General features: G+C 71.0%; 23 protein-coding genes and 1 tRNA gene. 10 read left to right on the top strand and 14 right to left on the bottom strand.

Going from position 1 to position 23,439, the window contains the following annotated elements; all coding sequences use genetic code 11:
- Positions 1 to 83: 83 nt before the first annotated feature.
- The gene (locus ACZ6TD_RS25180) at positions 84 to 4,139 is read left to right on the top strand and encodes a PAS domain-containing protein (RefSeq protein WP_471341819.1); all 4,056 of its coding nucleotides are present in this window, start codon (positions 84 to 86) and stop codon (positions 4,137 to 4,139) included.
- A 152-nt stretch (positions 4,140 to 4,291) separates the two neighbouring features.
- Here the strand turns inward: ACZ6TD_RS25180 and ACZ6TD_RS25175 are convergent, their stop codons facing one another.
- Positions 4,292 to 4,591 (bottom strand): alpha/beta hydrolase fold domain-containing protein, encoded by a 300-nt coding sequence (locus ACZ6TD_RS25175; protein ID WP_471358015.1) that lies wholly within the window; start codon positions 4,589 to 4,591, stop codon positions 4,292 to 4,294.
- 38 nt (positions 4,592 to 4,629) lie between these two features.
- On the opposite strand from ACZ6TD_RS25175, the gene ACZ6TD_RS25170 reads away from it, so the two are divergent.
- Positions 4,630 to 5,373, top strand: coding sequence for a GlxA family transcriptional regulator (locus ACZ6TD_RS25170; protein WP_471341817.1), 744 nt, complete (start codon positions 4,630 to 4,632; stop codon positions 5,371 to 5,373).
- 68 nt (positions 5,374 to 5,441) lie between these two features.
- Here the strand turns inward: ACZ6TD_RS25170 and ACZ6TD_RS25165 are convergent, their stop codons facing one another.
- The 6 genes from ACZ6TD_RS25165 to ACZ6TD_RS25140 all read right to left on the bottom strand — a co-directional run bounded on the left by ACZ6TD_RS25165 (position 5,442) and on the right by ACZ6TD_RS25140 (position 11,738).
- Complete coding sequence (locus ACZ6TD_RS25165; protein ID WP_471341816.1) at positions 5,442 to 7,097, bottom strand: long-chain fatty acid--CoA ligase; 1,656 nt, start codon at positions 7,095 to 7,097, stop codon at positions 5,442 to 5,444.
- A gap of 203 nt (positions 7,098 to 7,300) precedes the next feature.
- Complete coding sequence (locus ACZ6TD_RS25160) at positions 7,301 to 7,831, bottom strand: SigE family RNA polymerase sigma factor (RefSeq protein ID WP_137978641.1); 531 nt, start codon at positions 7,829 to 7,831, stop codon at positions 7,301 to 7,303.
- A gap of 304 nt (positions 7,832 to 8,135) precedes the next feature.
- Complete coding sequence (locus ACZ6TD_RS25155; protein ID WP_471341815.1) at positions 8,136 to 8,987, bottom strand: DUF1906 domain-containing protein; 852 nt, start codon at positions 8,985 to 8,987, stop codon at positions 8,136 to 8,138.
- 53 nt (positions 8,988 to 9,040) lie between these two features.
- Positions 9,041 to 10,207 carry a lipid-transfer protein gene (locus tag ACZ6TD_RS25150; protein ID WP_471341813.1) on the bottom strand — a complete coding sequence of 389 codons (1,167 nt, stop codon included), beginning with the start codon at positions 10,205 to 10,207 and terminating at the stop codon, positions 9,041 to 9,043.
- Positions 10,204 to 10,674 (bottom strand): MaoC family dehydratase, encoded by a 471-nt coding sequence (locus ACZ6TD_RS25145; RefSeq protein WP_471341811.1) that lies wholly within the window; start codon positions 10,672 to 10,674, stop codon positions 10,204 to 10,206. The genes ACZ6TD_RS25150 and ACZ6TD_RS25145 overlap by 4 nt, the downstream gene beginning before the upstream one ends.
- A gap of 65 nt (positions 10,675 to 10,739) precedes the next feature.
- Positions 10,740 to 11,738 (bottom strand): bifunctional MaoC family dehydratase N-terminal/OB-fold nucleic acid binding domain-containing protein, encoded by a 999-nt coding sequence (locus tag ACZ6TD_RS25140; protein ID WP_471341810.1) that lies wholly within the window; start codon positions 11,736 to 11,738, stop codon positions 10,740 to 10,742.
- Positions 11,739 to 12,444: 706 nt separating this feature from the next.
- On the opposite strand from ACZ6TD_RS25140, the gene ACZ6TD_RS25135 reads away from it, so the two are divergent.
- Positions 12,445 to 13,590, top strand: a complete 1,146-nt coding sequence (locus ACZ6TD_RS25135; RefSeq protein ID WP_471341808.1) for a bifunctional DNA primase/polymerase — start codon at positions 12,445 to 12,447, stop codon at positions 13,588 to 13,590.
- Between the two features lie 445 nt (positions 13,591 to 14,035).
- Positions 14,036 to 14,833 carry a hypothetical protein gene (locus ACZ6TD_RS25130; RefSeq protein WP_471341807.1) on the top strand — a complete coding sequence of 266 codons (798 nt, stop codon included), beginning with the start codon at positions 14,036 to 14,038 and terminating at the stop codon, positions 14,831 to 14,833.
- A 104-nt stretch (positions 14,834 to 14,937) separates the two neighbouring features.
- On the opposite strand, the gene ACZ6TD_RS25125 is transcribed toward ACZ6TD_RS25130, so the two are convergent.
- Complete coding sequence (locus ACZ6TD_RS25125; protein ID WP_471341805.1) at positions 14,938 to 15,156, bottom strand: helix-turn-helix domain-containing protein; 219 nt, start codon at positions 15,154 to 15,156, stop codon at positions 14,938 to 14,940.
- Positions 15,157 to 15,514: 358 nt separating this feature from the next.
- Between ACZ6TD_RS25125 and ACZ6TD_RS25120 the strand changes: the two genes are divergently transcribed.
- Positions 15,515 to 15,976 (top strand): hypothetical protein, encoded by a 462-nt coding sequence (locus ACZ6TD_RS25120; RefSeq protein WP_471341804.1) that lies wholly within the window; start codon positions 15,515 to 15,517, stop codon positions 15,974 to 15,976.
- 190 nt (positions 15,977 to 16,166) lie between these two features.
- Here the strand turns inward: ACZ6TD_RS25120 and ACZ6TD_RS25115 are convergent, their stop codons facing one another.
- The 6 genes from ACZ6TD_RS25115 to ACZ6TD_RS25090 all read right to left on the bottom strand — a co-directional run bounded on the left by ACZ6TD_RS25115 (position 16,167) and on the right by ACZ6TD_RS25090 (position 20,441).
- Positions 16,167 to 16,766, bottom strand: a complete 600-nt coding sequence (locus ACZ6TD_RS25115; protein ID WP_471341803.1) for an ALF repeat-containing protein — start codon at positions 16,764 to 16,766, stop codon at positions 16,167 to 16,169.
- Positions 16,767 to 17,344: 578 nt separating this feature from the next.
- Positions 17,345 to 17,596 carry a hypothetical protein gene (locus ACZ6TD_RS25110; protein WP_471341801.1) on the bottom strand — a complete coding sequence of 84 codons (252 nt, stop codon included), beginning with the start codon at positions 17,594 to 17,596 and terminating at the stop codon, positions 17,345 to 17,347.
- 98 nt (positions 17,597 to 17,694) lie between these two features.
- Entirely contained in the window at positions 17,695 to 18,009 is a 315-nt protein-coding gene (locus tag ACZ6TD_RS25105) for a DUF1330 domain-containing protein (RefSeq protein WP_471341798.1), read from the bottom strand.
- Positions 18,010 to 18,415: 406 nt separating this feature from the next.
- Positions 18,416 to 18,499 (bottom strand) — tRNA-OTHER (locus ACZ6TD_RS25100).
- A gap of 485 nt (positions 18,500 to 18,984) precedes the next feature.
- A complete protein-coding gene (locus ACZ6TD_RS25095) occupies positions 18,985 to 19,653 on the bottom strand; it encodes a YdcF family protein (RefSeq protein ID WP_471341796.1) in 669 nt (222 codons plus the stop codon).
- The gene (locus ACZ6TD_RS25090) at positions 19,650 to 20,441 is read right to left on the bottom strand and encodes a GntR family transcriptional regulator (protein WP_471341794.1); all 792 of its coding nucleotides are present in this window, start codon (positions 20,439 to 20,441) and stop codon (positions 19,650 to 19,652) included. The genes ACZ6TD_RS25095 and ACZ6TD_RS25090 overlap by 4 nt, the downstream gene beginning before the upstream one ends.
- 599 nt (positions 20,442 to 21,040) lie before the next feature.
- Here ACZ6TD_RS25090 and ACZ6TD_RS25085 point away from each other — a divergent pair.
- Genes ACZ6TD_RS25085 through ACZ6TD_RS25065 form a run of 5 tightly spaced genes read left to right on the top strand, consistent with a single transcriptional unit; the run spans position 21,041 to position 23,437 of the window.
- Positions 21,041 to 21,304 carry a DUF6284 family protein gene (locus tag ACZ6TD_RS25085; protein WP_381862782.1) on the top strand — a complete coding sequence of 88 codons (264 nt, stop codon included), beginning with the start codon at positions 21,041 to 21,043 and terminating at the stop codon, positions 21,302 to 21,304.
- Positions 21,301 to 21,633, top strand: a complete 333-nt coding sequence (locus ACZ6TD_RS25080; RefSeq protein ID WP_471341792.1) for a hypothetical protein — start codon at positions 21,301 to 21,303, stop codon at positions 21,631 to 21,633. The genes ACZ6TD_RS25085 and ACZ6TD_RS25080 overlap by 4 nt, the downstream gene beginning before the upstream one ends.
- Positions 21,633 to 22,511, top strand: coding sequence for a hypothetical protein (locus ACZ6TD_RS25075; RefSeq protein WP_471341790.1), 879 nt, complete (start codon positions 21,633 to 21,635; stop codon positions 22,509 to 22,511). Before ACZ6TD_RS25080 ends, ACZ6TD_RS25075 begins: the two co-directional genes overlap by 1 nt.
- A complete protein-coding gene (locus tag ACZ6TD_RS25070; protein ID WP_471341788.1) occupies positions 22,511 to 22,894 on the top strand; it encodes an RRQRL motif-containing zinc-binding protein in 384 nt (127 codons plus the stop codon). Before ACZ6TD_RS25075 ends, ACZ6TD_RS25070 begins: the two co-directional genes overlap by 1 nt.
- 36 nt (positions 22,895 to 22,930) lie before the next feature.
- Complete coding sequence (locus ACZ6TD_RS25065; protein ID WP_471341786.1) at positions 22,931 to 23,437, top strand: hypothetical protein; 507 nt, start codon at positions 22,931 to 22,933, stop codon at positions 23,435 to 23,437.
- Positions 23,438 to 23,439: the final 2 nt, after the last annotated feature.

The following is a 23,439-nucleotide window of genomic DNA, read 5'->3' as shown; positions in this document are numbered from 1 at the left end:
TCCCCTAGAGACACTCCGCAGATGGGACGGCAGAATGACCGCGGGTGTCAGCAAGGTGCGGTAGTCAGGGAGGAAGCGTCGTCGTGAGCAGCAGGCCATCCCGAGGCGCTGCTCGCCTCGCGGCGATACTCGACGCCCTCCCGGACGCGCTGTTGCTGGTCAACTGCAATGGCACGATCGTCAACGCCAACCACCACGCGCTGGAGTCCTTCGAGACTCCGGGCACCGCCCTGGTCGGCCGTGGTCTGCTCGATCTGCTCCCCTCCTTCGATCCCAATCGCATTCCCGGGTCGATGCGGCGCCCCGACGCGACACAGGGGGACGGCAGCAAGCCGACCCGGATGATGGCCCGGCGCACCGACGGGGCGCAGTTCCCCGTCGAGGTGACCAGCGCGAATCTGGAGGACGGGCGGACTCCGTACGCCGATCAGTACAGCTACACCGGCGATGAGCTGCTGATGCTCATCGTGCGCGACCTGACCGGGACGCTCGACACCGAGGCCGAACTGGCCCGCCAACAGCGCCAGACCGAGATGATCCTGCGCGCGGCGGCGGAGGGCGTGGTCGGCGTGGACACCGAGGGCAAGGTGGTCCTCGTCAACCCGTCCGCCGCGCAGATCCTCGGCTACCGGGCCAGCGACATGGGCGGTCAGGAGCTTCACTCTCTTGTACACCACTCGCGCCCGGACGGTTCCCCTTTCCCGTACGAGGAATCGCCCCTCGCCGACACCCTCCGCTCCGGCCGCAAGCACCGGGTGCGTGGCCAAGTGCTGTGGGCGAAGGACGGCAGCCAGGTCCCGGTCGATCTGACCACCGCGCCCGTACGCGACGGCGACCAACCCGTGGGCGCCGTGCTGACCTTCACCGACCGGCGTGCCGAGAAGGCCATGGCGGCCAAGCACGCCGAGGAGATCGAGAGCCTCACCACCCGGCACACGGAGAAGGTGGAGAGCCTCACCGCCCAGCACGCCGAGGAGCTGGAGGAGCTCACCACCCAGCACACGAAGGCCCTGGAGGAGCTGCGGACGCAGCTCGCCGAGGAGCGCGCGCGGTACGCGGCACAGTTGGAGTCCGTCACCGCCCGGAACAGCCAGCTGCTGGCCGTGCTGGACCAGTCCCTGCGCGGACCGCTGCTGGAACTGCGCGGTGAGCTCGGCGTGCTCGCCGACGACCCGGCCGGGCAGCTGTGGCCCGAGGCCAACCAGATCCTGCACCACCTCGCCGCCGGCTACACCCGGATGACCACGCTCGTCGACAACGTCCTGAGCTATCAGCGGCTCGACTCGAGCGGCGAGGAGCTGGCCCGCCGTACCGTCTCGATGGACGAGGTCGTATCGGCCAGTGTCGAGGGCGCGGTCGAGCTGATCGGCCCGGGGCGCGCGCAGTTCGCGGTGCACGCGCCGCCGATCGACGCCGAGGTGGACGCGGAGCGGCTCGCCCAGGCGCTCGCCCATCTGATCGCGGACGTGGCCGGGGTCGACTCCACCGGCAACGCCGCCTCGGGCGTCGCGGCGAGCGACTCGACGATCGTGGTCGCGGCGGCGCAGCGCGGCGATGTCGTACGGATCGAGCTCCGCGGGCCGTACGCGGGCGGCGACCCGGTGCACGAGCCGATCGTGCGCGGGATCGTGCGCCTGCACGGGGGCGTGCTCCAGACCCACGAGATGCCGGGCATGGGCGGGCACGCGTATGTCCTGGAGGTGCCGATTTCGGCGGCGGCCGCCGCCGAGCAGGAGCGCGTGGACGGCGACGCCGCCGGACCCGGCGACGGTACGCGGGGGCAGGGCACCTCGGGCGCGGGCACCGGTGCGGGTACGGGTGCCGGTGCGGGTACGGGCACCGCGGGCGGAAGCGCCTCCGGCCAGACCCCGACCGGACGCCGCGCCCGGCGCGGGGCGGCCCCCAGCGACACGCCGGGCGACACCAGCGGCGGCGGCACGCAGGGAAACGGCACGCACGGCAACGGCACGCAGGGCGGCGGCACGCAGGGCGGTACGCCTCCGCCCAATCTCCGTAAGGCCGACCCGCGTACGGCCGATCCCCGTACGGCCGACCCGCGCACCGCCGCTCAGCAGGGGGCGGCGGGCGCGACCCCAGCCGCGCCCGCCGCGCTCCCCGCGGTCGTCGGCGAGAACGCCGCGGCCCAGCAGCAGAACGCGGCCGAGCCCGCGACCCCGCCGCGGCCCACCGGGCGGCGCAGGGCACGCCCCCATCCCGACGAGGACCCGGCGGCGGCCGCGGCCGCGTACCCCGGCCAGAACGCCGAGGGAGCCGCGACCGGCAGCCATCGCCACGCTCGCGGCGGCGCACCGGAAGCGCCCGGTCCGCAGCCGACGGGCCCCGCCGCCATGGGCGTTGTGCCGCCTCAGGGCATTCCCGCCCAGCAACAGCCCCAGGGCCGCCGCGCCCGGCGCGGCGCCCCGGCGCGGGAGCAGGGTGGGCCTCAGGCCGCCGGCGCCCCCGCCCCCGCGCAGGGCGCGGGCGGCCGACCCGCCCTCGCCCTGCCCGCCGCCTCCTCCGACACGCCGCAGCAGCCCGCCCAGCCGGGCGCGTCGGGCATGCCCGCGCTGCCCGCCGCCCGCACCCCCGAGGAGCAACAGCCCAACTGGGGCCAGGACACAAGCGGCGGCCAGCCGCAGGAGGCCCCGCCCACCGGACGGCGCCGCGCCCGCCGCGCGCTGGGCGAGGCCCCGGAACAGCCGACGCCCGACCAGGCCCAGGCCGGTCCGCACCCCGCGGAGACCAGCGGGCGCCCACCGGCCCAGCAGCCGACGCAGCCCCCGGCGCAGTGGCCGGACGCGCCCGCGCAGCCCCGTCCGCAGCCGCTGCCCGCCGAGGCCCCGCCGAACGCCGACACCACCCAGGGGCGCGCGATCAGCGTGCGCACCCTGGGCCAAGGGGTGCCGTTCGCCCAGCAGGCGGGGGAGCAGCCGCAGGGCCGGCCCGCACAAGGCCGGCCGCAGGGCCGGCCACAAGGACGCCCGCCGCAGGGTCAGCCGCAGACGCCCTCCGGAGGCACCAGCACCGGGGGCGGCAGGCGGCGCAAGCTGGCCGCCCGGCCCGAGATGACGGACCAGGGCGCCTCGGCCGAACTGCAGCCGGCCGGCAACCGGGCGCATCCGCACACCGGACCGCAGCCCCACACCGGACAGCCCGCGCACGGCGGTCAGCAGCCGCACACCGGACCGCAGCCGCACCCCGGTCCGCACCCCGGTCCGCAGACCGGCGCGCAGCCCCGCCCCCAGCCCGGGCCGGGGGCGCAGCCGCAGCGTGCGGTGGGCGCGTCGCAGGGCTCCGGCCGTACGTTCGCCATCGGCGCGCCGGACGAGGGCGCCGAGGGGCCGGAGCCGCTGGACGGGCCCAACGGCGCCGTCGAGATCGTCGACGACCGCACCCCGCCACCCGACGACGAGCTGCCGCCGGAGCCGCTGGACAACCCGCGCCGCCTGCTCGTGTGGCCCGCGCCGGACATGTCCACCCAGCAGGCGCTGAGCGACCGCGGCTACCGTCCGGTGATCGTGAACTCCCGTGAGGAGGTGGACGCGCAGATCGCCGCGTACCCGGCGGCGCTGTTCGTCGACCCGCTGACCGGGCCGATCACCCGGACCGCGCTGCAGTCGCTGCGTACGGCGGCGGTCGCCGCCGAGGTGCCGGTGCTGGTGACCGCGGGGCTCGGCCAGGCGACGCGCGAGGCGGCGTACGGCGCCGACCCGGCCGTCCTGCTCAAGGCGCTCGCGCCGCGCGACAGCGAGCAGCATCCCTCGCGCGTGCTGCTGATCGAGGAGCACGAGCCGATCGCGATGGCCCTGACGGCGACGCTCGAGCGGCGCGGGATGCAGGTCGCCCGCGCGGCGACGGACGCGGACGCGGTCTCGCTCGCGGCCCAGATGCGGCCCAACCTGGTGGTGATGGACCTGATGCAGGTACGCCGCCGCCGGGCCGGGATCGTCGACTGGCTGCGCGGCAACGGACTGCTGAACCGCACCCCGCTCGTCGTCTACACCTCCGCGGACATCGACCCGGCGAACCTGTCCCGGCTGGCCTCGGGCGAGACGGTGCTGTTCCTCGCGGAGCGCTCGACGAGCGCGGAGGTGCAGTCCCGGATCGTGGACCTGCTGGCGAAGATCGGCACGAACTGAGGTCTGCGGCTCTTATGCCGCACGTTCGGCTCCTGGTCCTCGAACCTGAGCCGTCTCGACCCATCACCGTTCGAAGAAGTCGGCGCGGTCGGAGGCCGGTGAGTCCGCAGGAGTGCCCGGGGCGCTGAGGGGCCGTCGCGTGTCCGGGCCCGTCAGGGGTGGAGGGCCTCGCGCAGGGCGCGTACCTGGTCGGTGAGGTTGCGTTCGCTGACGCGGGCCTGGGGGAAGAGGAGGTCGAAGCCGTGGACGGCGCCGGGGACTCGCACGAGTTCGGTGGTGACGCCGGCGGCGGACAGGCGTGCGGCGTAGTCGCGGCCCTCGTCGCGGAGCGGGTCGATCTCCGCCACGGCGATGTAGGTGGGCGGCAGTCCGCTGAGGTCGGCGGCGCGGATCGGAAAGGCGTACGGGGCGGCGTGGCTGTCCTTCGCGTAGTACCGCACGGCCAGTTCCAGCGCGCCTCGGTTGAGGACCGGGGTGTCGGTGAACTCCCGTGCCGAGGCAGTGGTCGGAGGCGTTGCGTGCTGCCCGGCAGCGCGCCCGGCTGGTTTCCCTGTGCACCGGCTCGTTCGTCCTCGCGGCCGCGGGCCTGCTGGAGGGCGGCCGGGCCGCGACCCACTGGCGCTACGCGCAGCAGTTCAGGCGGCTCTTCCCCACGGTCGACCTCGACACCAACCCGCTGTACGTCGCCGATCGCGGGATCCTGACCTCTGCCGGCGGCGCGGCGGCCATCGACCTGTGCCCGCACCTGGTCCGGGAGGACCACGGCAGCTCCGTGGCGAACCGCGTGGCCCGGTACAACGTGGTCGCGCCCATGTGGGACGGCGGGCAGGCGCAGTATGTCGAGCACCCGGTCCGGGAGGACGCGGGGACCTCGACGGCCGGGGCGCGGACGCTGATGACGGAGCACCTGGACCGGCGGCTGTCTCTCAAGGACCTCGCGGCGCACTGCCACATGAGCGTACGGACGTTCACCCGGCGGTTCCGGCAGGAGACCGGGCTCTCCCCCGCCGCGTGGCTCACCTCAGCGCGTCTTGAGCACGCGCGCCACCTGCTGGAGTCGACGGAGCTGCCCGTGGACGACATCGCGGCCAGGACCGGTCTGGGCAGCGGGACGAACCTCCGGCAGCACATGCGGGACGCCCTGGACACCACCCCTCCGCCTACCGCAGGGCATTCCGCTCCTCCGCCGCCGCGCACGCGTCGCCGTAAGGAGACACCCGACTCCTTACGGTGACCGCGTCGCTCACAGGGGCTCCCTTACGGTGGCCGTGTTGCCGACGCGCCCCCCGATCCCGGCGTCCGTCACCCCAGCGTGGTCACATCCAGCTCCCCGTCCGCGTACTGCTTTCGGATGACCTTCTTGTCGAACTTCCCCACGCTCGTCTTCGGCACCGCCGGGATCAGCGCCCAGTGCTCCGGGAGCTGCCAGCGCGCGACCCGTTCGGCGAGGAAGGCCCGCAGGCCCTCGTAGTCGATCGTGGCGCCGTCCGTCAGCACCACCGTGGCCAGCGGCCGCTCGCCCCACTTCTCGTCCGGCACGGCCACCACCGCCGCCTCGGCGACCTCCGGATGGCCCATCAGCTGGTTCTCCAGCTCGACCGAGGAGATCCACTCACCGCCCGACTTGATGACGTCCTTGGACCGGTCCGTCAGCGTCAGATAGCAGTCGGGGCTGATGGTGCCGACGTCGCCGGTCTTCAGCCAGCCGTCCTCGGTGAACTTGTCCTCGGGGCGGAACGGCTCGCCGTCCGCCCCTCCGTAGTAGGCGCCCGCGATCCACGGCCCGCGTACCTCCAGCTCACCCGGCGTCTTCCCGTCCCACGGCACGAGTTCGCCGTCCGCCGAGATCAACCGGCACTCGACGGACGACGGGAAGCGGCCCTGCGTCAGCCGGTACGGCCAGGCGTCCTCCGCCGTGAGACCGCCCGGCGGATGGGCCACGGAGCCGAGCGGAGAGGTCTCGGTCATGCCCCAGGCGTGGACGACGTGGATGCCGTGGCGCTCCCCGTACGCCTTCATCAGGGAGGGCGGGCAGGCCGCGCCGCCGATGAAGACGTTCCGCAGACAGCTCACCTCACGCGGCCTCGCGTCGAGTTCGGCGAGCAGCCCCTGCCAGACGGTGGGGACGGCGGCGGCGAGGGTGGGACGCTCGCGCTCGATCATCTCGGCGAGCGGCTCGGGCTGGAGGAAGCGGTCGGGCATGAGCATCGAGGCGCCCGCCATGAAGGCGGCGTGCGGGGTGCCCCATGCGTTGGCGTGGAACATGGGCACCACCGGCAGCAGGATGTCGCCCCCGGACATCCCGAACGACTCGGCGCTGTTGACCTGCATCGAGTGCAGGTAGATGGAACGGTGGCTGTAGGCCACACCCTTGGGGTGTCCGGTCGTCCCCGAGGTGTAGCAGAGCGCGGCGGCCTGGCGCTCGTCGATCTCCGGCCAGGCGTACCGCTGCGGCCTGCCCTCGATCAGCTCCTCGTAGTCATGGACCCGGGCGGCGCAGCCGTCCAGGACGGAACGGTCACCGGGGCCCGCGACCACGATGTGCTTCACCGTGGTGAGGCCGGGGAGGAGCGGGGCGAGCAGCGGCAGCACGGAGCCGTTGACGATGATCACGCGGTCGGCGGCGTGGTTCACGATCCAGCCGAGCTGATCGGCGGGCAGCCGGAGGTTGAGGGTGTGCAGCACGGCGCCCATGGAGGGGACCGCGAGATACGCCTCCAGATGCTCGCAGTTGTTCCACATCAAGGTGGCCACGGCCTGCCCCGGCTCGACCCCGAGCTCATCGCGCAGCGCGTTCGCCAACTGGGTGGACCGCGCCCCCACCTCGTGGAAGCCGCGTCGCTGGGGCTCGCCCTCCCCGGTCCAGGTGGTCACATGGGCCGTGCGGCCGTGCACGAGCGTCCCGTGCACGAGGATGCGGGTCACGGTCAGCGGTACGTCCTGCATCGTGCTGAGCACCGGGGCGCCTCCAGGGTTCCGGTTACGCGCGGGTCGAGGTTCCGCCGATTCTGCAGCCGACCACCTGGTATGTCACTACCCCGGGCCCCGTCGGTCCCCCCTGCCGATCCCCCTGCCGGTTCGCCCATAAGGTCACATCGGCCCCCGTCAGCCCCGTCAGTCCCCGTCAGCCCACGTAGGCCGCCATCGCGTCGACCAGGCGATCACGCCGCGTGGCCGAGTTCCGGGTCCTCGCGGAGCTTGCCGAGGGCGCGCGAGACCGCGCTCTTGACGGTGCCGATGGACACCCCGAGCACCTCCGCCGTCTGCGCCTCGCTCAGGTCCTCGTAATACCTGAGGACGACCATCGCCCGCTGACGGTCCGGCAGCCGCAGTACGGCGCGCCACAGCGCGTCGCGGAGCACCTGCCGTTCGGCGGGATCCGGGGCGGGCACCGTCTCGGGCTCGGGCAGCTCCTCGCAGACGAATTCGTCGATCTTGCGCTTGCGCCACTGCGAGGTCCGGGTGTTGACCAGGGCGCGGCGCACATAGCCGTCCAGCGCGTTGTGGTCCTCGATGCGCTCCCACGCCAGGTACGTCTTGGTCAGCGCGGTCTGCAGCAGATCCTCGGCGTCGCAGGCGTTCGAGGTCAGCGAGCGGGCGGTGCGCAGCAGCACAGGCCCCCGCGCCCGTACGTACGAGGTGAACGACGGGAACGCGGCGGCGGATACGCCTGTGCACACGGTCGTGGTCATGGCTCAACGCTAGGAGCGAGCAGGTCGGAGCGGATCGGCCATAAGTGCCGAAGGGCAATCAGCCTCAGGTTGTACGGGTGGTGCTGGCACCACCTCCTGCGGGGGGAGGGCGCGGTCAGACGGTCGGGGTTCTTCCCGGGGGTTCTCCGGGCCAGTCCCCGGGGGTTCTCCGGGCCAGTCCCCGGGAGTTCTCCGGGAGAGTTCCTTAACGGTTCTCCGGGAGAGCCCCCGAGGGGGCTTCCGGGCGAGTCCCCAAGGCGCTCGGAGATGCCTCCGAGCGCCCGAGCGTGTGCCCCACGGGCGCTCACTTGATGATCGCGACCGGTGCGTCCACCTTGTTGCGGTCGATGCGCAGCTTCCGGCCGCCGTGCGTCACATCGACGTTGCCCCGGTACTGGTGGATGCGGCGGTGCGGATTCCACGCGCTCTTGGCCAGCGTCGACTCCCCGTACAGCGACGGCTTCCCGTTCCAGCGCGCGAACCACATCACCGAGGGCAGGTCATGGACGCCGGCCCGGCGGGCCTGCTCCACATGGCGCACCCCGGACTCGGCGCTGCTGTAGAAGCCGGGGAAGAAGCCGCGCGAGCGGACTTCGCGGTTCCAGCCGCGGATGAAGGAGAGCGTCTTGGCGGCGCAGCTCGTCCGCTTCAGGTCGTACGCCTCCATGTCGAGGTAGAGCGCGCTGCGCTTCTTCAGGGAGAGCGCCTTGGCGCGCGCCACCGCGTCCTTGCCCTCCGCCTGCCCCTGGGAGAAGGGCTTGCCGCCGATGGGCACGTTCTTCTTGTTGGTGTTGCGGACGCAAGGCGACTGGGATCCGACGAAGATGGGCAGCACCTGCCACTTCATGCTCTTGACGCCGCGCATCCAGGAGACGGTGAGGTTGGGCTGGCTGGCGCAGGCCCGGCCGCGCCCCGCGTAGTAGACGCCGACGGCGCGGTAGCGGGAGCTGTTCCACGCGCGCAGGGTGGCGAGGGACGGCGCATGACAGGTGTCGAAGGCCCAGCCCTTGAAGACCTTGGCGCCCAGGGGGCGGGGGTCGGGCAGGACCTCCGCCGAGGCGGCGGGGGTGGCACCGGCGATCACGGTGGCCAGGGCCGCGGCCAGACCGGTGGCCCAGCCGGTGACCTGCCATCTGCTCTGCTTACTTCGGGTCATATGACGAGTGAAGGTGGAGCTCGGCGGCCTGATACCGCCGACACGCGCGCGGTTCAGCCGTCTGCGCCGAGGAGAAGCCCGGATGTCGGTACCCCGGTGCCCGCGGTGACCAGGGCGCGGGCGGCCCCCGGCACCTGGTTGACGGAGCTGCCGCGGATCTGGCGGACGGCCTCGGCGATCCCGTTCATCCCGTGCAGATACGCCTCGCCGAGCTGACCGCCGTGCGTATTGAGCGGCAGTGCGTCCTCGGCGACGAATCCGGGTGCCTCGCCGCGTCCGCAGAAGCCGAACTCCTCCAGCTGCATCAGCACGAATGGCGTGAAGTGGTCGTAGAGGATGGCCACGTCGATGTCGGCCGGGGCCAGCCCGCTGCCGCGCCACAGCTGGCGGGCGACCACGCCCATCTCGGGGAGGCCCGTCAGATCGTCGCGGTAGAAGCTCGTCATCTGCTCCTGGCCACGGCCCGCGCCCTGCGCCGCGGCCGTGATCACGGCCGGCGGACGCGGCAGGTCACGCGCCCGCTCCACACTGGTCACCACGATCGCCTGGCCGCCGTCCGTCTCCTGACAGCAGTCGAGCAGCCGCAGTGGCTCGACGATCCAGCGGGAGGCGGCGTGCTCGGCGAGGTTGATCGGCTTGCCGTGGAAGTACGCGGCCGGGTTGGTGGCCGCGTGGCGGCGGTCGGTGACGGCCACATGGCCGAAAACCTCGGGTGTCAGCCCATAGGCGTACAGATAGCGCTGGGCGGCCATGGCGACCCACGAGGCCGGGGTCAGCAGCCCGAACGGCAGCGACCAGCCGAGCGCGGCGCCCTCGGCGGACGGCTCGCGGTGCTGTACGCCGGAGCCGAAGCGGCGCCCGGAGCGCTCGTTGAACGCGCGGTAGCAGACGACGACCTCGGCGACGCCGGTCGCGACGGCGAGCGCGGCCTGCTGCACGGTGGCGCAGGCCGCGCCCCCGCCGTAGTGGACGCGCGAGAAGAAGGTGAGATCGCCGATGCCGCACGCCTGCGCCACGGTGATCTCAGGGCTGGTGTCCATGGTGAAGGTGACCAGCCCGTCCACGTCGGCCGGGGTGAGCCCGGCGTCGTCCAGGGCCGCCTGGACGGCCTCGACGGCCAGCTTCAGCTCGCTGCGGCCCGAGTCCTTGGAGAACTCGGTGGCGCCGATGCCGACGATGGCGGCCCGGCCGCCCAGGGTGTCCGGCGTGCGGGCGCTCATCGGGGGGCGTCCGGGGTGGTGGGGGCGGTCCCCGGGGCGTCGGCGGTCCTCTTGGGGCCCTCGCCGGTCTCCGGAGCGTCGCTGGGGAGCCGTACCGTGACCGTGCCGGTCACATGGTGGCCGATGCCGTTCTTACCGATGACGGCGACCTCCGCCGTGCCCTCCGCGACCGAGGTGACCTGACCGGTCAGCACCATCTCGTCGCCGGGGTAGTTGGGCGCTCCGAGCCGGATGGCGACCTTGACGAGCCGGGCCCGCGGCCCGAAGTGGTCGGTAATGTACCGGCCGACCAGCCCATTGGTGGTGAGGATGTTCATGAAGATGTCCGGGGAGCCCTTCTCCTTGGCCGCCTCGGCGTCGTGGTGCACATCCTGGTAGTCCCGGGACGCGAGGGCGCCGGCGACGATCAGGGTCCGGGTGATCGGGATGCGCAGTGGGGGCAGCTCATCGCCCGTACGCGCCGTCATACGACCGCCTCCTCGTCCGTACGGTCCGCGCCGCCGAGGCCACCGGGGTTCGTCTCGTCCATGCGTTATGCCTCCGCGCCCCGGAACACCGGCAGCTCCAGCTCCTCGTCCACGCGCAGGAACTCCAGCTCGACGGGCATGCCGATGCGCACCTTGTCGTACGGCACCCCGGTGATGTCGCTGACCATCCGCACGCCCTCCGCGAGCTCGATCAGGGCGACCGCGTAGGGCGGGTCGAAGGCGGGGAAGGGCGGGTGGTGCATGACCACATAGCTGAACACCGTGCCGGCGCCGGACGCCTCGAACGCCTCCCACCGCTGGGAGCCGCACGCCCCGCACCCCGGCAGCCAGGGGAAGCGCGGGGTGACGCAGTCCAGGCAGCGCTGGATGAGCAGCTGATGCCGGGCGACGCCCTCCCAGAAGCCCGCGTTGTCGCGGTTGATGACGGGGCGAGGGCGGCGGGGACGGTCGGCCGTCGGCTCCGGCTTCCGCGCGGGCTCCGGCTTTCGCGTCGGCTCCGGCTTCCGCGTCGGCTCCGGCTTCGCCGCTTTCTTGGGCCGCGCGGGTGCGTACTTGAGGATGCGGAAGCGGTGGGTGCCGACCAGCTCCCCGTCCCCGGCGCGGACGTTCATGCGGGTGGTGACGAAGTACCCGGTGCCCAGCTTGGTGGCCTTGCGTGCCGACACCGACTCGATGACCGCGTCGAAGGTGACCCGGTCGCCGGGGCGCAGCGGCCGCAGGTACTCCTGCTCGCAGTCGGTGGCGACCACCGAGGTGCAGCCCGCGTCGTCGAGCAACGCCAGCAGCTCGTCGTACGCCTCGGAGCGGGTCGAACCGCCGGGGTGCCCGGCCAGCCCGCCCATCGTCCACGCCTGGAGCATCGTGGGCGGGGCGACAGCCGGATAGGCGGGGTTGGTGTCGCCCATGGCCTCGCACCAGTGCCTGATCATGGGCTCGTTGACGGGGTCCCTGCCCGCGCCACCGCTCGCGGCCGTCCGCCCTTCGTATGCCTTCAGCCGTCCGTACAGCTCGTCCGGGTCAACGTCCAGGTCATCACGCGTCATCGCTTCCCCTGCCGCATGTCTGCCGTAGAAAGCAATCTGACTATCCGTCAGGTAAATCGACGCTGTCAAGAACGAACGCCGAAGCACGGCACACGCACGATCGCGCGATGGCGTTGATACGCCATCGCGCGACCGTACGACCTCACCCGTCCCGTTTCGCTCAATGAATCACCACAGCTCACTCAGATCGTTCGGACATCGCGCCGCTTCCGCGTTCCCTGCGTTTTCCGCGTTTCCGCGTTGCCCTTACGGGCGCTCACGGACGCCCGCGATGGCGGCGACCTGCCCCCGTGCGAGCGGGTCAGATCCCAGGAGCCGCACCCCACCCTGGACGCGGAGAACGCCGGCGCGGCGAAGGTGCGGCCGGGGCCCGTCCGGATGTCCGCCATCTCGATCCCTCCGATCCTCCGACTCCCGCGACCTCCCCGATGCCCGAAAGGTCGCGGAAGCAGAATTGCCCACCGATTCCCGGACGATGCGCGCGGGCCACTGGAATTACCACGCAAGCATGATGAACCTGTTTTAAACGCCCCATGCACCCCCACTCCCCGCGTCGCGTCGATGCGCCCGGCACACCGCCCCGCCCGGCCCCGCCCGGCCACAGGGCGAGCCTTACGAGAGACTCCGTTCCGCGTGATTTCGGCCATCCTCGGTGACTTGCCGGGCCCTCTTCCCATTACCGAACACTTGTCCGAAAATGGGTGACATGGCGAATCCCTCACTCGCCCATGCTCTTGCCCATGCCCTGACCGCCGCGGCCCACGGTTTCCGCGTGATCCCGCTGACCCGCGCGAAGCTGCCCGCCGTGCGCTCCCCTCACCACCACGACCCCGCGCCGCTGCCGTGCCGTGGCGAATGCGGCCGGCTGGGCCACGGAGTCCATGACGCCTCGGCGGACCCGGACGCGATCCGCGCCCTGTTCGCCGCCGCCCCCTGGGCCACCGGCTACGGCATCGCCTGCGGATGCGCCCCGTACCACCTCATCGGCATTGACCTCGATCTCCGGGGCGTGCAGCCCGGTAAGCCGGGAGCGCCCGGCGGCTCCCAGGGATCCGGGGGAGCGGGCGACACGGACGCTCGGGCCGGAGGGACCGGAACGGCCGGAGCGACCAGAACGGCCGGGAGCGCTGGAACAGCCGGGAGCGCTGGAACGACCGAGAGCGCTGGAACAGCCGGGAGGACTGGAACAGCCGGGGCGGCCGAGAGGGCTGGAACAGCCGGGGCGGCCGAGAGCCCCGGCGCAAGCCGTAAGGCCCGCACGGACGGTCTGGCCGCCCTCACCCGGCTGGCCCGCGCGCACGCCTTCACCATCCCCCGTACGGTCACCGTGCTGACCCCGAGCGGCGGCCGCCATCTGTGGCTGTGCGGCCCACCCGGCCTCGCCGTCCCCAACTCCGCCGGCCGCCTGGCCCCCGGCATCGACATCCGTGGGCTGGGCGGCTATCTGGTCGGCCCCGGCTCCTACGCCTCGCACGGCAGCTATCGCCTCGCGCCCGGCTCCCCCGCCTGGGCCCCGGCCCCCGTCCCGTCCGCCCTGTTGCGCCTGCTCACACCCCCGCGCCCGGCCCCGCCCCGCTCGCACCGCCCCGGTCCGCCGTTCCCCGAGCCGCATCCCGCGGCCCTGGAGGGGCTCGTACGGTTCGTCCGCGCCTCACGGGAGGGCCAGCGCAACGACCGGCTGTTCTGGGCGGCCTGCCGTGCCTACGAAGCGGGCGCGGGGCCGGAGTTGGCCCCCGCCCTGATCGAGGCCGCGCTCGACACCGGCTTGCCCCCGCGCGAGGCCCGCGCCACCGTCGCCTCCGCGGCCCGCAGCGCCGCCCGCCACCTCCAGCCCCCGGACGCGTGCGCCTGACGCCTGACGCCTGATCTGATGCCCGATGCCCGGTATGACCCCTGGGCGGGATGAACGGAGCAGAGGCGGCAGACGTATCACAGGACGCCAGAGGCGGCGCGATCCAGCGGTACACGGACGGTGACCCGTGCGCTACGGGAACGAGGAGCACTATCGTGACCACGCGACGAGGCGCTCCGTACAAGAACCGGAAGGCTCGGCAACCGGAAGGCGCAGGGACCGAAACGCGTAGGAACCAGGCGGCGCGGGGACCGAAACGGCGCAGGAACCACAGGCCCACTCGCCGGTGCGTCCGCCCCCGAGGCGGACAGTGAAGGGATTCCCGCTCTCCCCGTGATCGGTGCCCCGTGACCGGTGCTTCGGCACCGGTGCTCCGTGCCCGGTGCCCGGTGACCGGCCGACCGCCTCCAGCGCACCGGCACCAAGGCGCGATCAGGGGGGAGCATTGCACGAGCTGTACGCACAGGGGTGGTTCGCGGACGTCGCGTTACCCATAGCCGTCTGCGCGCTGGTCACCTGGATCTCGCTGGTCCACCGTTTCGCCGACAAGGGCCGCCTGCTGGGGACCGTAAGGTCCGCGTCGCTGTGCTGCGGAATCATCGCGTGCACCTGCGCGGCGGCGCTGCTCACCATCGCCCTGCTGCTGCCGCACGCCGCCGATGTGCCACCCGCCGTGGCCGCTGCCGCCGCGGGCGGGGCCCTGGCGCCTCGCGTCCGCCAGCAACAGAACCAGCAGTCCACGCCGCCCTTCGTGGCCGTGATCACGCTGGGGATCGCGGTGCTGCTGAGCGAGCTGGAGCGGCGGCTGGTCCATGACATGTACCTCCACTGCCACCGCCTGGTCAGGGACTTCGAGAACGTGGCCCAGCTGCGCATGTTCGCCTTCGAGGCCCGCCTCCACCTGCGCGGCTGCGCCCCCGCGGCCAAGGACAGGACGACGATCAACACCCTGTACGAGGAGGTGGACCAGCTCCTGGACGACGCGGCCAAGGTCGAAGCCGACATCGAGGCGAAGTGCCGGCAGCGCGAGGTCCAGGAGTTCCCGCCGGAGCTGCACGCCCCGACCCGGGAGGAGGCGGAGGACCGCCGGCAGACCCTGGCGATGGCCATGGACGCCTGCGTACGCATGCTGGAGTTCGGCTACCGCACCGGGAAGCGGAGCGGCGACCGCGAGCTCATGCGGCTGCGGGACGAGGCGCTGGCGGTACGCCCCCTCGCCACGACGGGCGCCTCGCATCCCTGAGGCGCCTCGCACCCCTGACGTGGCGCCGCACACCACCGCACACCACGACGACGCCCGTCAGGGACGCGCCCCGCGCACCCCGATGCCTTCAAGGAGCGATGCCTTCAAGGAGCGTAGACAAAGGCATCGGACCCATCGCCCAGCCCACGCGGCCGCCGAGCCCCGTCCTCCTTGGGTTCCACAAAACTGATCTTGATGTCCAGCTCCAGCGCATCGGCCACGGCAGCGAGGCTGCGCAGCGTCAGATTCTCGTCACCGGAGAGGATTTGACTCACTCGTCCCGGGCTGACGTCCATCAGCCGGGCGAGGTCAGTGCGGCTCATGCCACGCTTCCCCAGCAACCCGGCGACCTCCACAGTGGCCTGACGCGCCAACCGCGCCCCCGCGTGGTCGGCAGCCTCCGCCTTCGCACCTTTGCTCTTCCACGGCACGCTCAATCAACCTCCCAGCGCATGGTGCCGACCTCGGGCGTCGAACGCCCTCAGTGAAAGCTTCCCACCTTTAGCTACAACTAAAAGCCCACTTCCCGCCTTCCCACCCACCATCCACCCCCCAAACAGCCGATCCCCCCTCCCTGACCTGCACCAACACCCCACCCGCAGCTTTTCGGCCAGATCTGCCCACCGACCAGCCCCGCCGAACGGACGACGGCCCCCGTCCTCCGTCTCTACCATCCGCCGCGTGAAGATCGGCGAAGCAAGGCAACTCGTTGGCGAAGCCCCCTACGTACGATTCCAGAGCCCGGTCCGGAACGAGCGCGGCTACCACTCCGGGGTGTTCGGCCTGGTCAACGGTCTGGCGCGAAGCGGGAAGCTCAGCGCTGAGCAGGAACGCTTCCGACGGGCCAACAATGACTGGTACAACGCGGCCTATCCAGACCCCTCGACCGTGGATCCGACGGTCTACGACCACGAGCTCCATCCCGGAGCGGCGGCCTGGTTCAAGTCCACGTCCCGGGAACTGATCACGCGGGTGGACGGCTACCTGGAGATCCTTTCCGCTCATGGCATCGAGTGCCGGATGGTCCGGTCGTCGAATCCGGGGAGGGTGGTCTACGAGGACGAGTACCAGATCGTCGTGGTGCCGCACGAGAGAACTCGAACGCCTGAGCGAACAGCCGGAACTCACGTGAACCCACGCTGAAGAGGCGCCCCGAACCAGGGGCACCCCAACCGAGCCGGCACGCCTTCGCGCGGATACGCGAAGGCGCCTAACGGTCCTCTTGGCGTGCATCGACCAGTAACGAACCGCTACGACGGACGTCTACGAGACGTTCACCGCATTCCATAACGGCCGGCCGAACACGTCGGGCAGGGCGCATTCCCCGCTTTGCCTAACCGGCCACCTCGTACTGCCCCACCTCACGGAAGTAGCGCAGGGTTTCCGGGGAGCCGTCATCGAGGGCGGCGTTGGCTGCGGCGCGCAGGGCATCACTGATGTTCGGAGCCGCGAGCATGCGCGCTATGTAGACGGCGTCGTCCTCGGCTTGGGCCAGTCGGTAGCCGGTCTCCAGCCAGGCGCGCATCTCCTCCGGGGAGTTGTTGTCGAGGAGCTTGTTGGCCTCCTCGATGACCCGCTTGTCATTGTTCTGTGTTGCTCCGTGGAGGATGCGGGCGATGGCGACCCGGTCGTCCTCGGCCTGAGCCAGTCGGTAGCCGGTCTTCAAGAAGGTGCGCATGTCATCCACGGTGCCGTTGAGGGCCTCATTGGCCTCTCGGGCGACCCCCCGGCCGCTGTCCTCGTCCGCCAGGATGGCGGCGATCGCCGCACGCAGTTCGTCCTCCGACATCTCGTCCACCGGTGTGTCGGACACGGTCGCCATGGCGGTGGTGACCGGGGCCGCCGAACCGTTGGCAAACGCCGGGGCGGTGAAGAGGAGGGCTGGGGTCAGGGCGGTGGCCACGACGAGCAGAACGGCACGCGTCGATCTCATAGATATGCGTCTCCTGGTTCGGACTTCAGATATGCAGATGATCACCCATGCGCGCCAAAATCGCATGAGGAATTGGTTAGTCCGGAAAAGTGGGCCGCCGTTGACGAGACGCGGCAGTACGGCACATGGGCGGATTGGCTGGGGGCGCCCCGGCATCCGTTCGCGCCGATGTTCGGCGCGGTGATCGCCCAGGGCCGGGACTACCGCGAGAGTCCCTACGGCCGGAGACTGTACGGGCCCCGACCAAGGACAGCCCGCCACCCTGTTCGCCCATCCCGACACCACTCCAACAGGAGGACCCCTGTGCCGGGTGGACGGACGACGGCAAGTCGTACGAGGTGCGCGGGCTGAAGCGGCGGGCCCGGAAGACCACCCGGCCGGTGCCCATACCGCCGACGCTCGTGCAGCTGCTTCGAACGCACCTGGACGAGTACGGGACCGCCCCGGACGGGCGACTCTTCCGTGCCGTGCGCGGCCGTCGGGTGCGCTCGACGGAGTACACGGAGGTCTGGCAGGACGCTCGACGCGAGGCTCTTCCTCACACCGATTGCAACTCGCTGCTCGCCGAGGTGCCGTACTCAGCGCGGCATGCGGGCATCTCGCTGTGGGTCAAGGCAGGCGTCGATCCGGTGGAAGTCGCCCGGCGGGCCGGGCACAGCATCGCCGTGCTCTGGAAGTTCCACGCGAAGCTGCCGCGCGGGCAGCAGCACCGGGCGGACCAGTTGATCGATGATGCGCTCAACAGCCCGTCCGACAAGGCCAAATGGCCCACCTACCTGATTGGCCGGCCGTCCAGTCGGCTCCGGCAGCCAAGCGATCATTCGCCACATGGGTGTTCGATCGATCGTGGCGGACCAGTCCTTGGCGTCCGGTGTACCCCTCGGACGCCCCTCACCTGCCAACTCCCCCATCGCACACCAGCAAACCCCTAAGCCGGAAGGGAGAAGCCCTCGGGCGGCGAACCCTCGGCAAACAGCATCCGCACCCGAACCTTTCCCTCCCGTATCTCCCGGGCTCGCCGGTACTCGGGGGAGTCGTACCACTCCCGGATCCGGTCCATATCGGGGAACTCGATAACCAGGAACCGGGAGGAGTCCCAGGTGCCCTCGACGGGCTCAGGCGTGGGACCCGCGACCAGATAACGGCCGCCGTAGCTGAGAATGGAGTTCTGGGCCACGTGGGCGTAGGCCAGACCAGCCTCCTCGTCGAGCACGTCCACATTGACGATGACGTAAGCACTCACAGGGTTCCCCGTTTCCTTGTGGTTGTTGCTGCGGCGTTCGGCCTGGCCGCAGGTTGGCCGCACGCGCTGGTCAATACTGGTATTCAGGTGGGACCTGCTGAGACAGGAAGCGCGTGAGAGGAGGTCCCGGATTCGCCGGGCCCCTTCCCACCTGCGGTTTTGCTACCTGCGCGGAGGCTGAGGGATTTGAACCCTCAGTGACATCGCTGCCACGACGGTTTCCAAGAGGGCTGTAGCCGAAACGGCGAAGACCGCCCTGACCTGCGCGATCGATCCACCTCAGTGCCTGCTGAGGACTTCGTGGTCCACCAGGGGCCCACAGCACCACCCGAACGGCTCAGCAGTCAACAGTTCCGACTCCAAGGCGCCGGTCATGTCCCGCAAAGTGGTGTAGTCGAGCCGAGGGTGGCCATCGCGCCCGGATTCGAACCGGGGTTTCCGCATCGGGGCGTACCCGAGTGCCGTGTCCTAGGCCGCTAGACGACGCATGGCCAGACGGAGCGTATCCCTCGCAGGCTGGTTCGCCCACCCTTTTCTCACAGATGCCCAAGCAAGATCAATGGAGCCTGCGGAACTAGCCCATGGTCCGCCACTGGGACTTGTCGTCCGAACTGGAACGTGCGGCTGCGGCGTACCACGTGACGGCACGGTGGCCGCTGCCCGAACCACGCCAGATCTGGTCCACGCCTGGTCCACACGCGCTGGTCAACGGCGAGATTCCGGCGGCACAGCGTGAGACGGCGGACATGCGGAAGGGATGCCCCCGAACCAGGGGCACCCCTTCTGACCAGCTAGTTCGCTGACCTCGGCGGAGGCTGAGGGATTTGAACCCTCGGTGACATCGCTGCCACGACGGTTTTCAAGAGGGATGCGGTATCCCGATCTAACCAGCGTCTGAGCTGCACAGATGCGAGGTTCGCGCGTCCCCGCTGGGCGGCTGGCCCACACATGGCCCACAGGCCCCGGAATCGCGCTTCAGGAACGCGCCGCCGTGCCGACAGGCACGATCCGACTCGTGAAGCCGTCACCGCGCAATCGGTCGTACGCCTCCATCACGTCCTCAGGCACGGTGAGACTGATCATGAACCCCTGATCGGGATAGATCAGCAGCCGCTGTAGAGCGCCGACGAGCATGTCAATCACCAGACGCGGATCCCCGATGGAATCGATGTACTCCTCGAAGGTCATCGGCGTGGACGCGCTGACGAACTCCACCTCGGGCCAGAGCTTGCGCGCCGTGGCGTACGCGCGCCGCTCCTCGTACGGCTTGCTGATCAGCAGCACCGACGACACATCGACACCGGACTCTTCCAGCAGTGCCCGAGAGAAGCGGATGTTCTCCCCGGTGTTGCGCGCCTGGGGTTCAACGAGCACCGCCGAACTGGGGACCCCCAGCTCAAGCGCCCGCTCCCGGTAGTGGACAGCTTCGCCGCGCGGCATGCTCTCCCGCGTCGTCGGGCTGTTGGCCCCGGTGAACACGAGGAGCGGCACCATGCCGCGCTCGTACAGGCTCACAGCAGTATCGGCTACGCCCAGGTCGTGACTGCCCAGGCCGATGGCGACCGAGCAGGGGCGGACGGTGTGGCCCATCTGGTGGTAGCCCCACAGGCGCCGAGCGTCCGCCCATGCCTGTGCCTGGATCATTCCTGCCCCTTGTCCTGAGTTGAGTCCGGAACCTTGAAGTCGTATTCCCAGGCGAACCGCGACGCGGCATGCACGCCAACGGCGAATTCGACCACGGTACCGTCCGCCGTCCAGGTCGTCCGATGCAGCTCGACAACGGGCTCCCCCGGTGGCAACTGGAGAAGCTTCACCTCATCCGACGTGGGGACGCGCGCAAAGATCTCTTCCTTCATGTGGTCGATCTCGTACCCCGCGTCGTACAGCACCTTGAAGCCGCCGCCCCGCCCGGCGGGGCCTGGGGTCGGGTCCACCAATCGGGTGCCCTCCACGTGTTCCGGCCGGTAGTAGCTGGTCAGCGTGTGCGTCGGCTGCTCGCCCTCCTTCACGAGCCGCGCCCGCGCGTACATCTCCGCGCCGGGAGGCAGGCCGTGCGCGGCGGCGGCCTCTGGCGGTGCCTCGACACGGCTAACGGTCTGAGTCTGGTCGTCACGTCGGTACGTACGCCCGGAGGCCAGGCGGTCCGCGATGAACGCCACCTCGTCGCCGTCGCGCCACTTTGCCTTGTCGTACCGCGCGGTACCGAGCCGTTTCAGCGGAGTTCGCTGCCGGACGACGGTGCCATGACCGCGCGACGAGGTCACCAGACCCTCAGCCTCAAGAGCCTTGTACGCCGCGTGGACGGTGGACTTTGACCCCTCTCCCGCATCGACCAGGTCCCTGATGTGCGGGAGCTGCTGGCCAGGTCGGTACTCACCACTCTTGATCTGCTCAGCCAGCCTGTCCGCCAGGTCTCGCCACTTCGGCGCCATCCCATGCTCCTCTCGACTGCACCAGTGAAACACAGTCCCAGGACTGTTGACAGTCCTGGGACTGTGCGGCATCGTCTTACTCATCGCGCCGCAGTCCTAGGACAGCGGCCGACCGGAGGGCCTTCTTTGGGCTGCTCCGAGGTAGAGGGCGGGGACGCTGCAATCCCGCTAAAGGCCAGGTGGAACAGGGTTTCGGCCCGTACTGGCGAGGTGGCCCGGTGACCGCGAGCAACGGCCGGAGAGTGGGGACAAGGTCCCCCTTGCAGTGCCAAGCCCCTGTTCATCGCTCTAAAGGAGCAATTGTGATCAGACGAAAGCGTTGGGCGCGGCCGTGATCGACCGGCACGGCGGCGCCTGTGCGTCACCCCGGTTCGCGGCGTCTTCCGCCGACGAACAAACCGGTCCCCCTTCTTCCTGCCATCGCGGCGGCTAGCGCCGCGGCCGGTTGCCTCCTCCGCCCGTCCGGGCCGCCGTGTGCGGTGCCGTACGGGCGGGGCGTGGGGAGCCGGACCTACCGGACTCCGGGCGGGTGAGCGGCGCCGGTGTTGCAGCACCGGCGCCGCGTTCGGGCCGTTCAACCCTGGAAGGAACCACGACCCATGAAGAACATCGGTGCACTTCAGGCGGTTGTTACCGCCGACCTGTCCGACCGCGAGCCGACCGCCGCGGAGCTGGACGAGATCACGGATGAGATGCCGCTCATCGACGCGGAAGTCGAGCTGCTGGACGTACAGATCAGCCTGCTGGACCGGCCCGCGTCCGAGCTGGACATGCGCCGTCTGCGGCGGGCTCGCCGCAAGGTGCTGGCCGCTCGGCTGGAGCTGACCAACCAGGGCGCCCCGGTGACGGGGGTGGGGGCGTGAACGACGCGTTGACGCTTGACGAGCTGGCCGTGCCGTTGCGGGCGTTGCGCCTGCTGGCTGCGGACTTCGGGCACCTGCCCGCGCCGTGCGCGCACCTTTCCACCATCTACCCGAACCAGTTGGAACTGTCGTTTCACGACGACCTGACTGACTTCGAGGCATGGCGTGAGGCCCTGGGTATCGCCCCGGACGCCGTGGACTGCCGAGAGCAGGGGGGCGGTCATACCCGCGCTCTGTCCCTGATCACCGACTACGCGGATGCCGAGCTGCGCCTGGTCGCTTACGCCGACGTCCCCGCCCCGGGTACGGCCGCGGGAAGGGGCGCCTGATGACCGGCAGGTCCGCCCCGCCGCGGGTCCAGATCGCCGCGCTGAACCGGCTCCAGTCGGGGCTGACGACGGTCCTGGTGCTGGTGGCCGTGGTGGCGCTCGCGTTCACCGCGACCAACGTGACGATGTTCGCCATCCAGCACGAGGTCTCGCCGTGGATCGCGTGGCTGCTGGACCCCATGGTCGCGGTCGCGCTCGGGGCCGTTCTGATCGTGGATGGCCGGTTGTCGGAGTACGGCGTGAACCCCTCCGGCTGGGCCTCGGGGCTGCGCTGGTTCGCCGGTCTGGGCACGTGGGTCATGAACTGCTGGGGCTCGCTGTGGCCGGAAGGGAGCGCGTTCGGCGTTCCCCGGCAGGTGGATCCGGCGGGGCTGGTGCTCCACTCCATCCCCCCTGTCCTCCTGATCGTTCTGGCCGAAGCGATCACCCACTACCGCCGCGCGATCCTCGGCAAAATCGCTGAACTGCGCGCTGAGGTGGAAGCGGCGGACGCCCCGGTGGAATCCGCCCCTGTCCCCCCGGTGTCCACCCCGGTCCCCGCGCCCCCTGCCCCGGCCCCGGCTCCCGCGCCGGTACAGGTGGCGGAAGAGCCGTCGCCGCTGGTCATCTGCGGTGACCGGCGGGTCTATGAGCTCACCGTTCCCCCGGTTTCCACCTCGGCCGAGGACGGTGCCGCGGAGACGGAGAAGCTGCCCGCGGATGAAGCGTTGAACATCATCCGCACGTGCTGGGTGATGGGGGAGACGATCACGGAGGCGGCCCGGAAGTCCACCCGTTCCACCTCCTACGTCCACAAGGTCTACCAGCGTCTGCGGGACCAGGGATCCGCCTCCCAGAGCACCGGCCACGACCGCACGCGTGAGGCGGTGGCGGTCTGATGTCCCCGGCGTTCGGCAAGTGCTACGACCCTTCCGGCGCCCGCTACGGCATCCCCACCTTCCCCTGGCGCCTGGCGCCGGACGGGCTGGCCACCAGGCGCCAGTTACGGGCCCGCGGGCTGCGTCCCGGCGGGCAGCCGATACAGGCACAGATCATGCGCGCCAACCGCCGCGCCGGGGGGACGCAGGTCGCGTTCCTGTACCGGCTGGACCAGGCCAAGCCGGTGCGGCCGATGACGGCCGCGAAGTCCGCGGCGCTCGCCGCGGCGATGCTCGCCCGCCGCACCTGCCCCGCCTGCCTCACCGATGCCGGGTACTGCATCCCCACCTCGCTCGGCCTGTGCGTGACCTGCGCCTACCCCGACGAACAGTGCGCCGCCTAACCCACTCCACTCCGTCCCGTTCAAGGGAGATTCGCTGTGTCCAGCCGTACCCGTGCCCGCACCGTGAAGACAGCGGCGGGTGTCACCACCGTTCGTATCCCGCGCCAGCGCGGGCGCCGCTCTGCTGACCCGTTCGTGGTCGTGATCCCTGAACGCCCGACCCTGACCCGCCTGGCCCTGGACGCCGCGGCGCGGTGGCTGTGGCGCCACCGCCGTGCCCTCGCCCCGCTCACCCTGGGCGTGCTGGCTCTGCCCATCACCGCGCTGCTGCACGTGATGGCGTGGTGGTCCGCCCTGGTGCTCGCCCCCGCCGCCGCGGGCCCGCTGCTGTGGCTGGGCATCGCGCAGCGCCGTCGCCCGGCCGCCAACGGGTCGGTGTGGGGCTTGCGCATAGCGGCGGCCCTGCTCGGCACTTCCGGTCTCGCCTGGGCGGCTTCGGCTGCGGGGTTCGGTCCGCTGGCCGGTCCGCTGGAGCTGTGGTGGCTGCTGAACCTGATCGCCGCGCAGACCACCTGGCTCATCGTCCGCCGCACCGCCAACTGACT

The organism is Streptomyces yongxingensis (assembly GCF_055597465.1).
The sequence above is the reverse complement of the archived record's forward strand: the minus strand, read 5'-3'. Positions and strand labels throughout refer to the sequence as shown.

What these genes read in the sequence shown, in the direction of transcription:
- ACZ6TD_RS25160 (WP_137978641.1), bottom strand. Translation starts at nt 7,831, where the DNA reads ATGACCACGACCGTGTGCACAGGCGTATCCGCCGCCGCGTTCCCGTCG.
- ACZ6TD_RS25155 (WP_471341815.1), bottom strand. Translation starts at nt 8,987, where the DNA reads ATGACCCGAAGTAAGCAGAGCAGATGGCAGGTCACCGGCTGGGCCACC.
- ACZ6TD_RS25150 (WP_471341813.1), bottom strand. Translation starts at nt 10,207, where the DNA reads ATGAGCGCCCGCACGCCGGACACCCTGGGCGGCCGGGCCGCCATCGTC.
- ACZ6TD_RS25145 (WP_471341811.1), bottom strand. Translation starts at nt 10,674, where the DNA reads ATGACGGCGCGTACGGGCGATGAGCTGCCCCCACTGCGCATCCCGATC.
- ACZ6TD_RS25140 (WP_471341810.1), bottom strand. Translation starts at nt 11,738, where the DNA reads ATGACGCGTGATGACCTGGACGTTGACCCGGACGAGCTGTACGGACGG.
- ACZ6TD_RS25135 (WP_471341808.1), top strand. Translation starts at nt 12,445, where the DNA reads ATGGCGAATCCCTCACTCGCCCATGCTCTTGCCCATGCCCTGACCGCC.
- ACZ6TD_RS25125 (WP_471341805.1), bottom strand. Translation starts at nt 15,156, where the DNA reads ATGAGCCGCACTGACCTCGCCCGGCTGATGGACGTCAGCCCGGGACGA.
- ACZ6TD_RS25115 (WP_471341803.1), bottom strand. Translation starts at nt 16,766, where the DNA reads ATGAGATCGACGCGTGCCGTTCTGCTCGTCGTGGCCACCGCCCTGACC.
- ACZ6TD_RS25110 (WP_471341801.1), bottom strand. Translation starts at nt 17,596, where the DNA reads ATGTGGCGAATGATCGCTTGGCTGCCGGAGCCGACTGGACGGCCGGCC.
- ACZ6TD_RS25095 (WP_471341796.1), bottom strand. Translation starts at nt 19,653, where the DNA reads ATGATCCAGGCACAGGCATGGGCGGACGCTCGGCGCCTGTGGGGCTAC.
- ACZ6TD_RS25090 (WP_471341794.1), bottom strand. Translation starts at nt 20,441, where the DNA reads ATGGCGCCGAAGTGGCGAGACCTGGCGGACAGGCTGGCTGAGCAGATC.
- ACZ6TD_RS25085 (WP_381862782.1), top strand. Translation starts at nt 21,041, where the DNA reads ATGAAGAACATCGGTGCACTTCAGGCGGTTGTTACCGCCGACCTGTCC.
- ACZ6TD_RS25075 (WP_471341790.1), top strand. Translation starts at nt 21,633, where the DNA reads ATGACCGGCAGGTCCGCCCCGCCGCGGGTCCAGATCGCCGCGCTGAAC.
- ACZ6TD_RS25070 (WP_471341788.1), top strand. Translation starts at nt 22,511, where the DNA reads ATGTCCCCGGCGTTCGGCAAGTGCTACGACCCTTCCGGCGCCCGCTAC.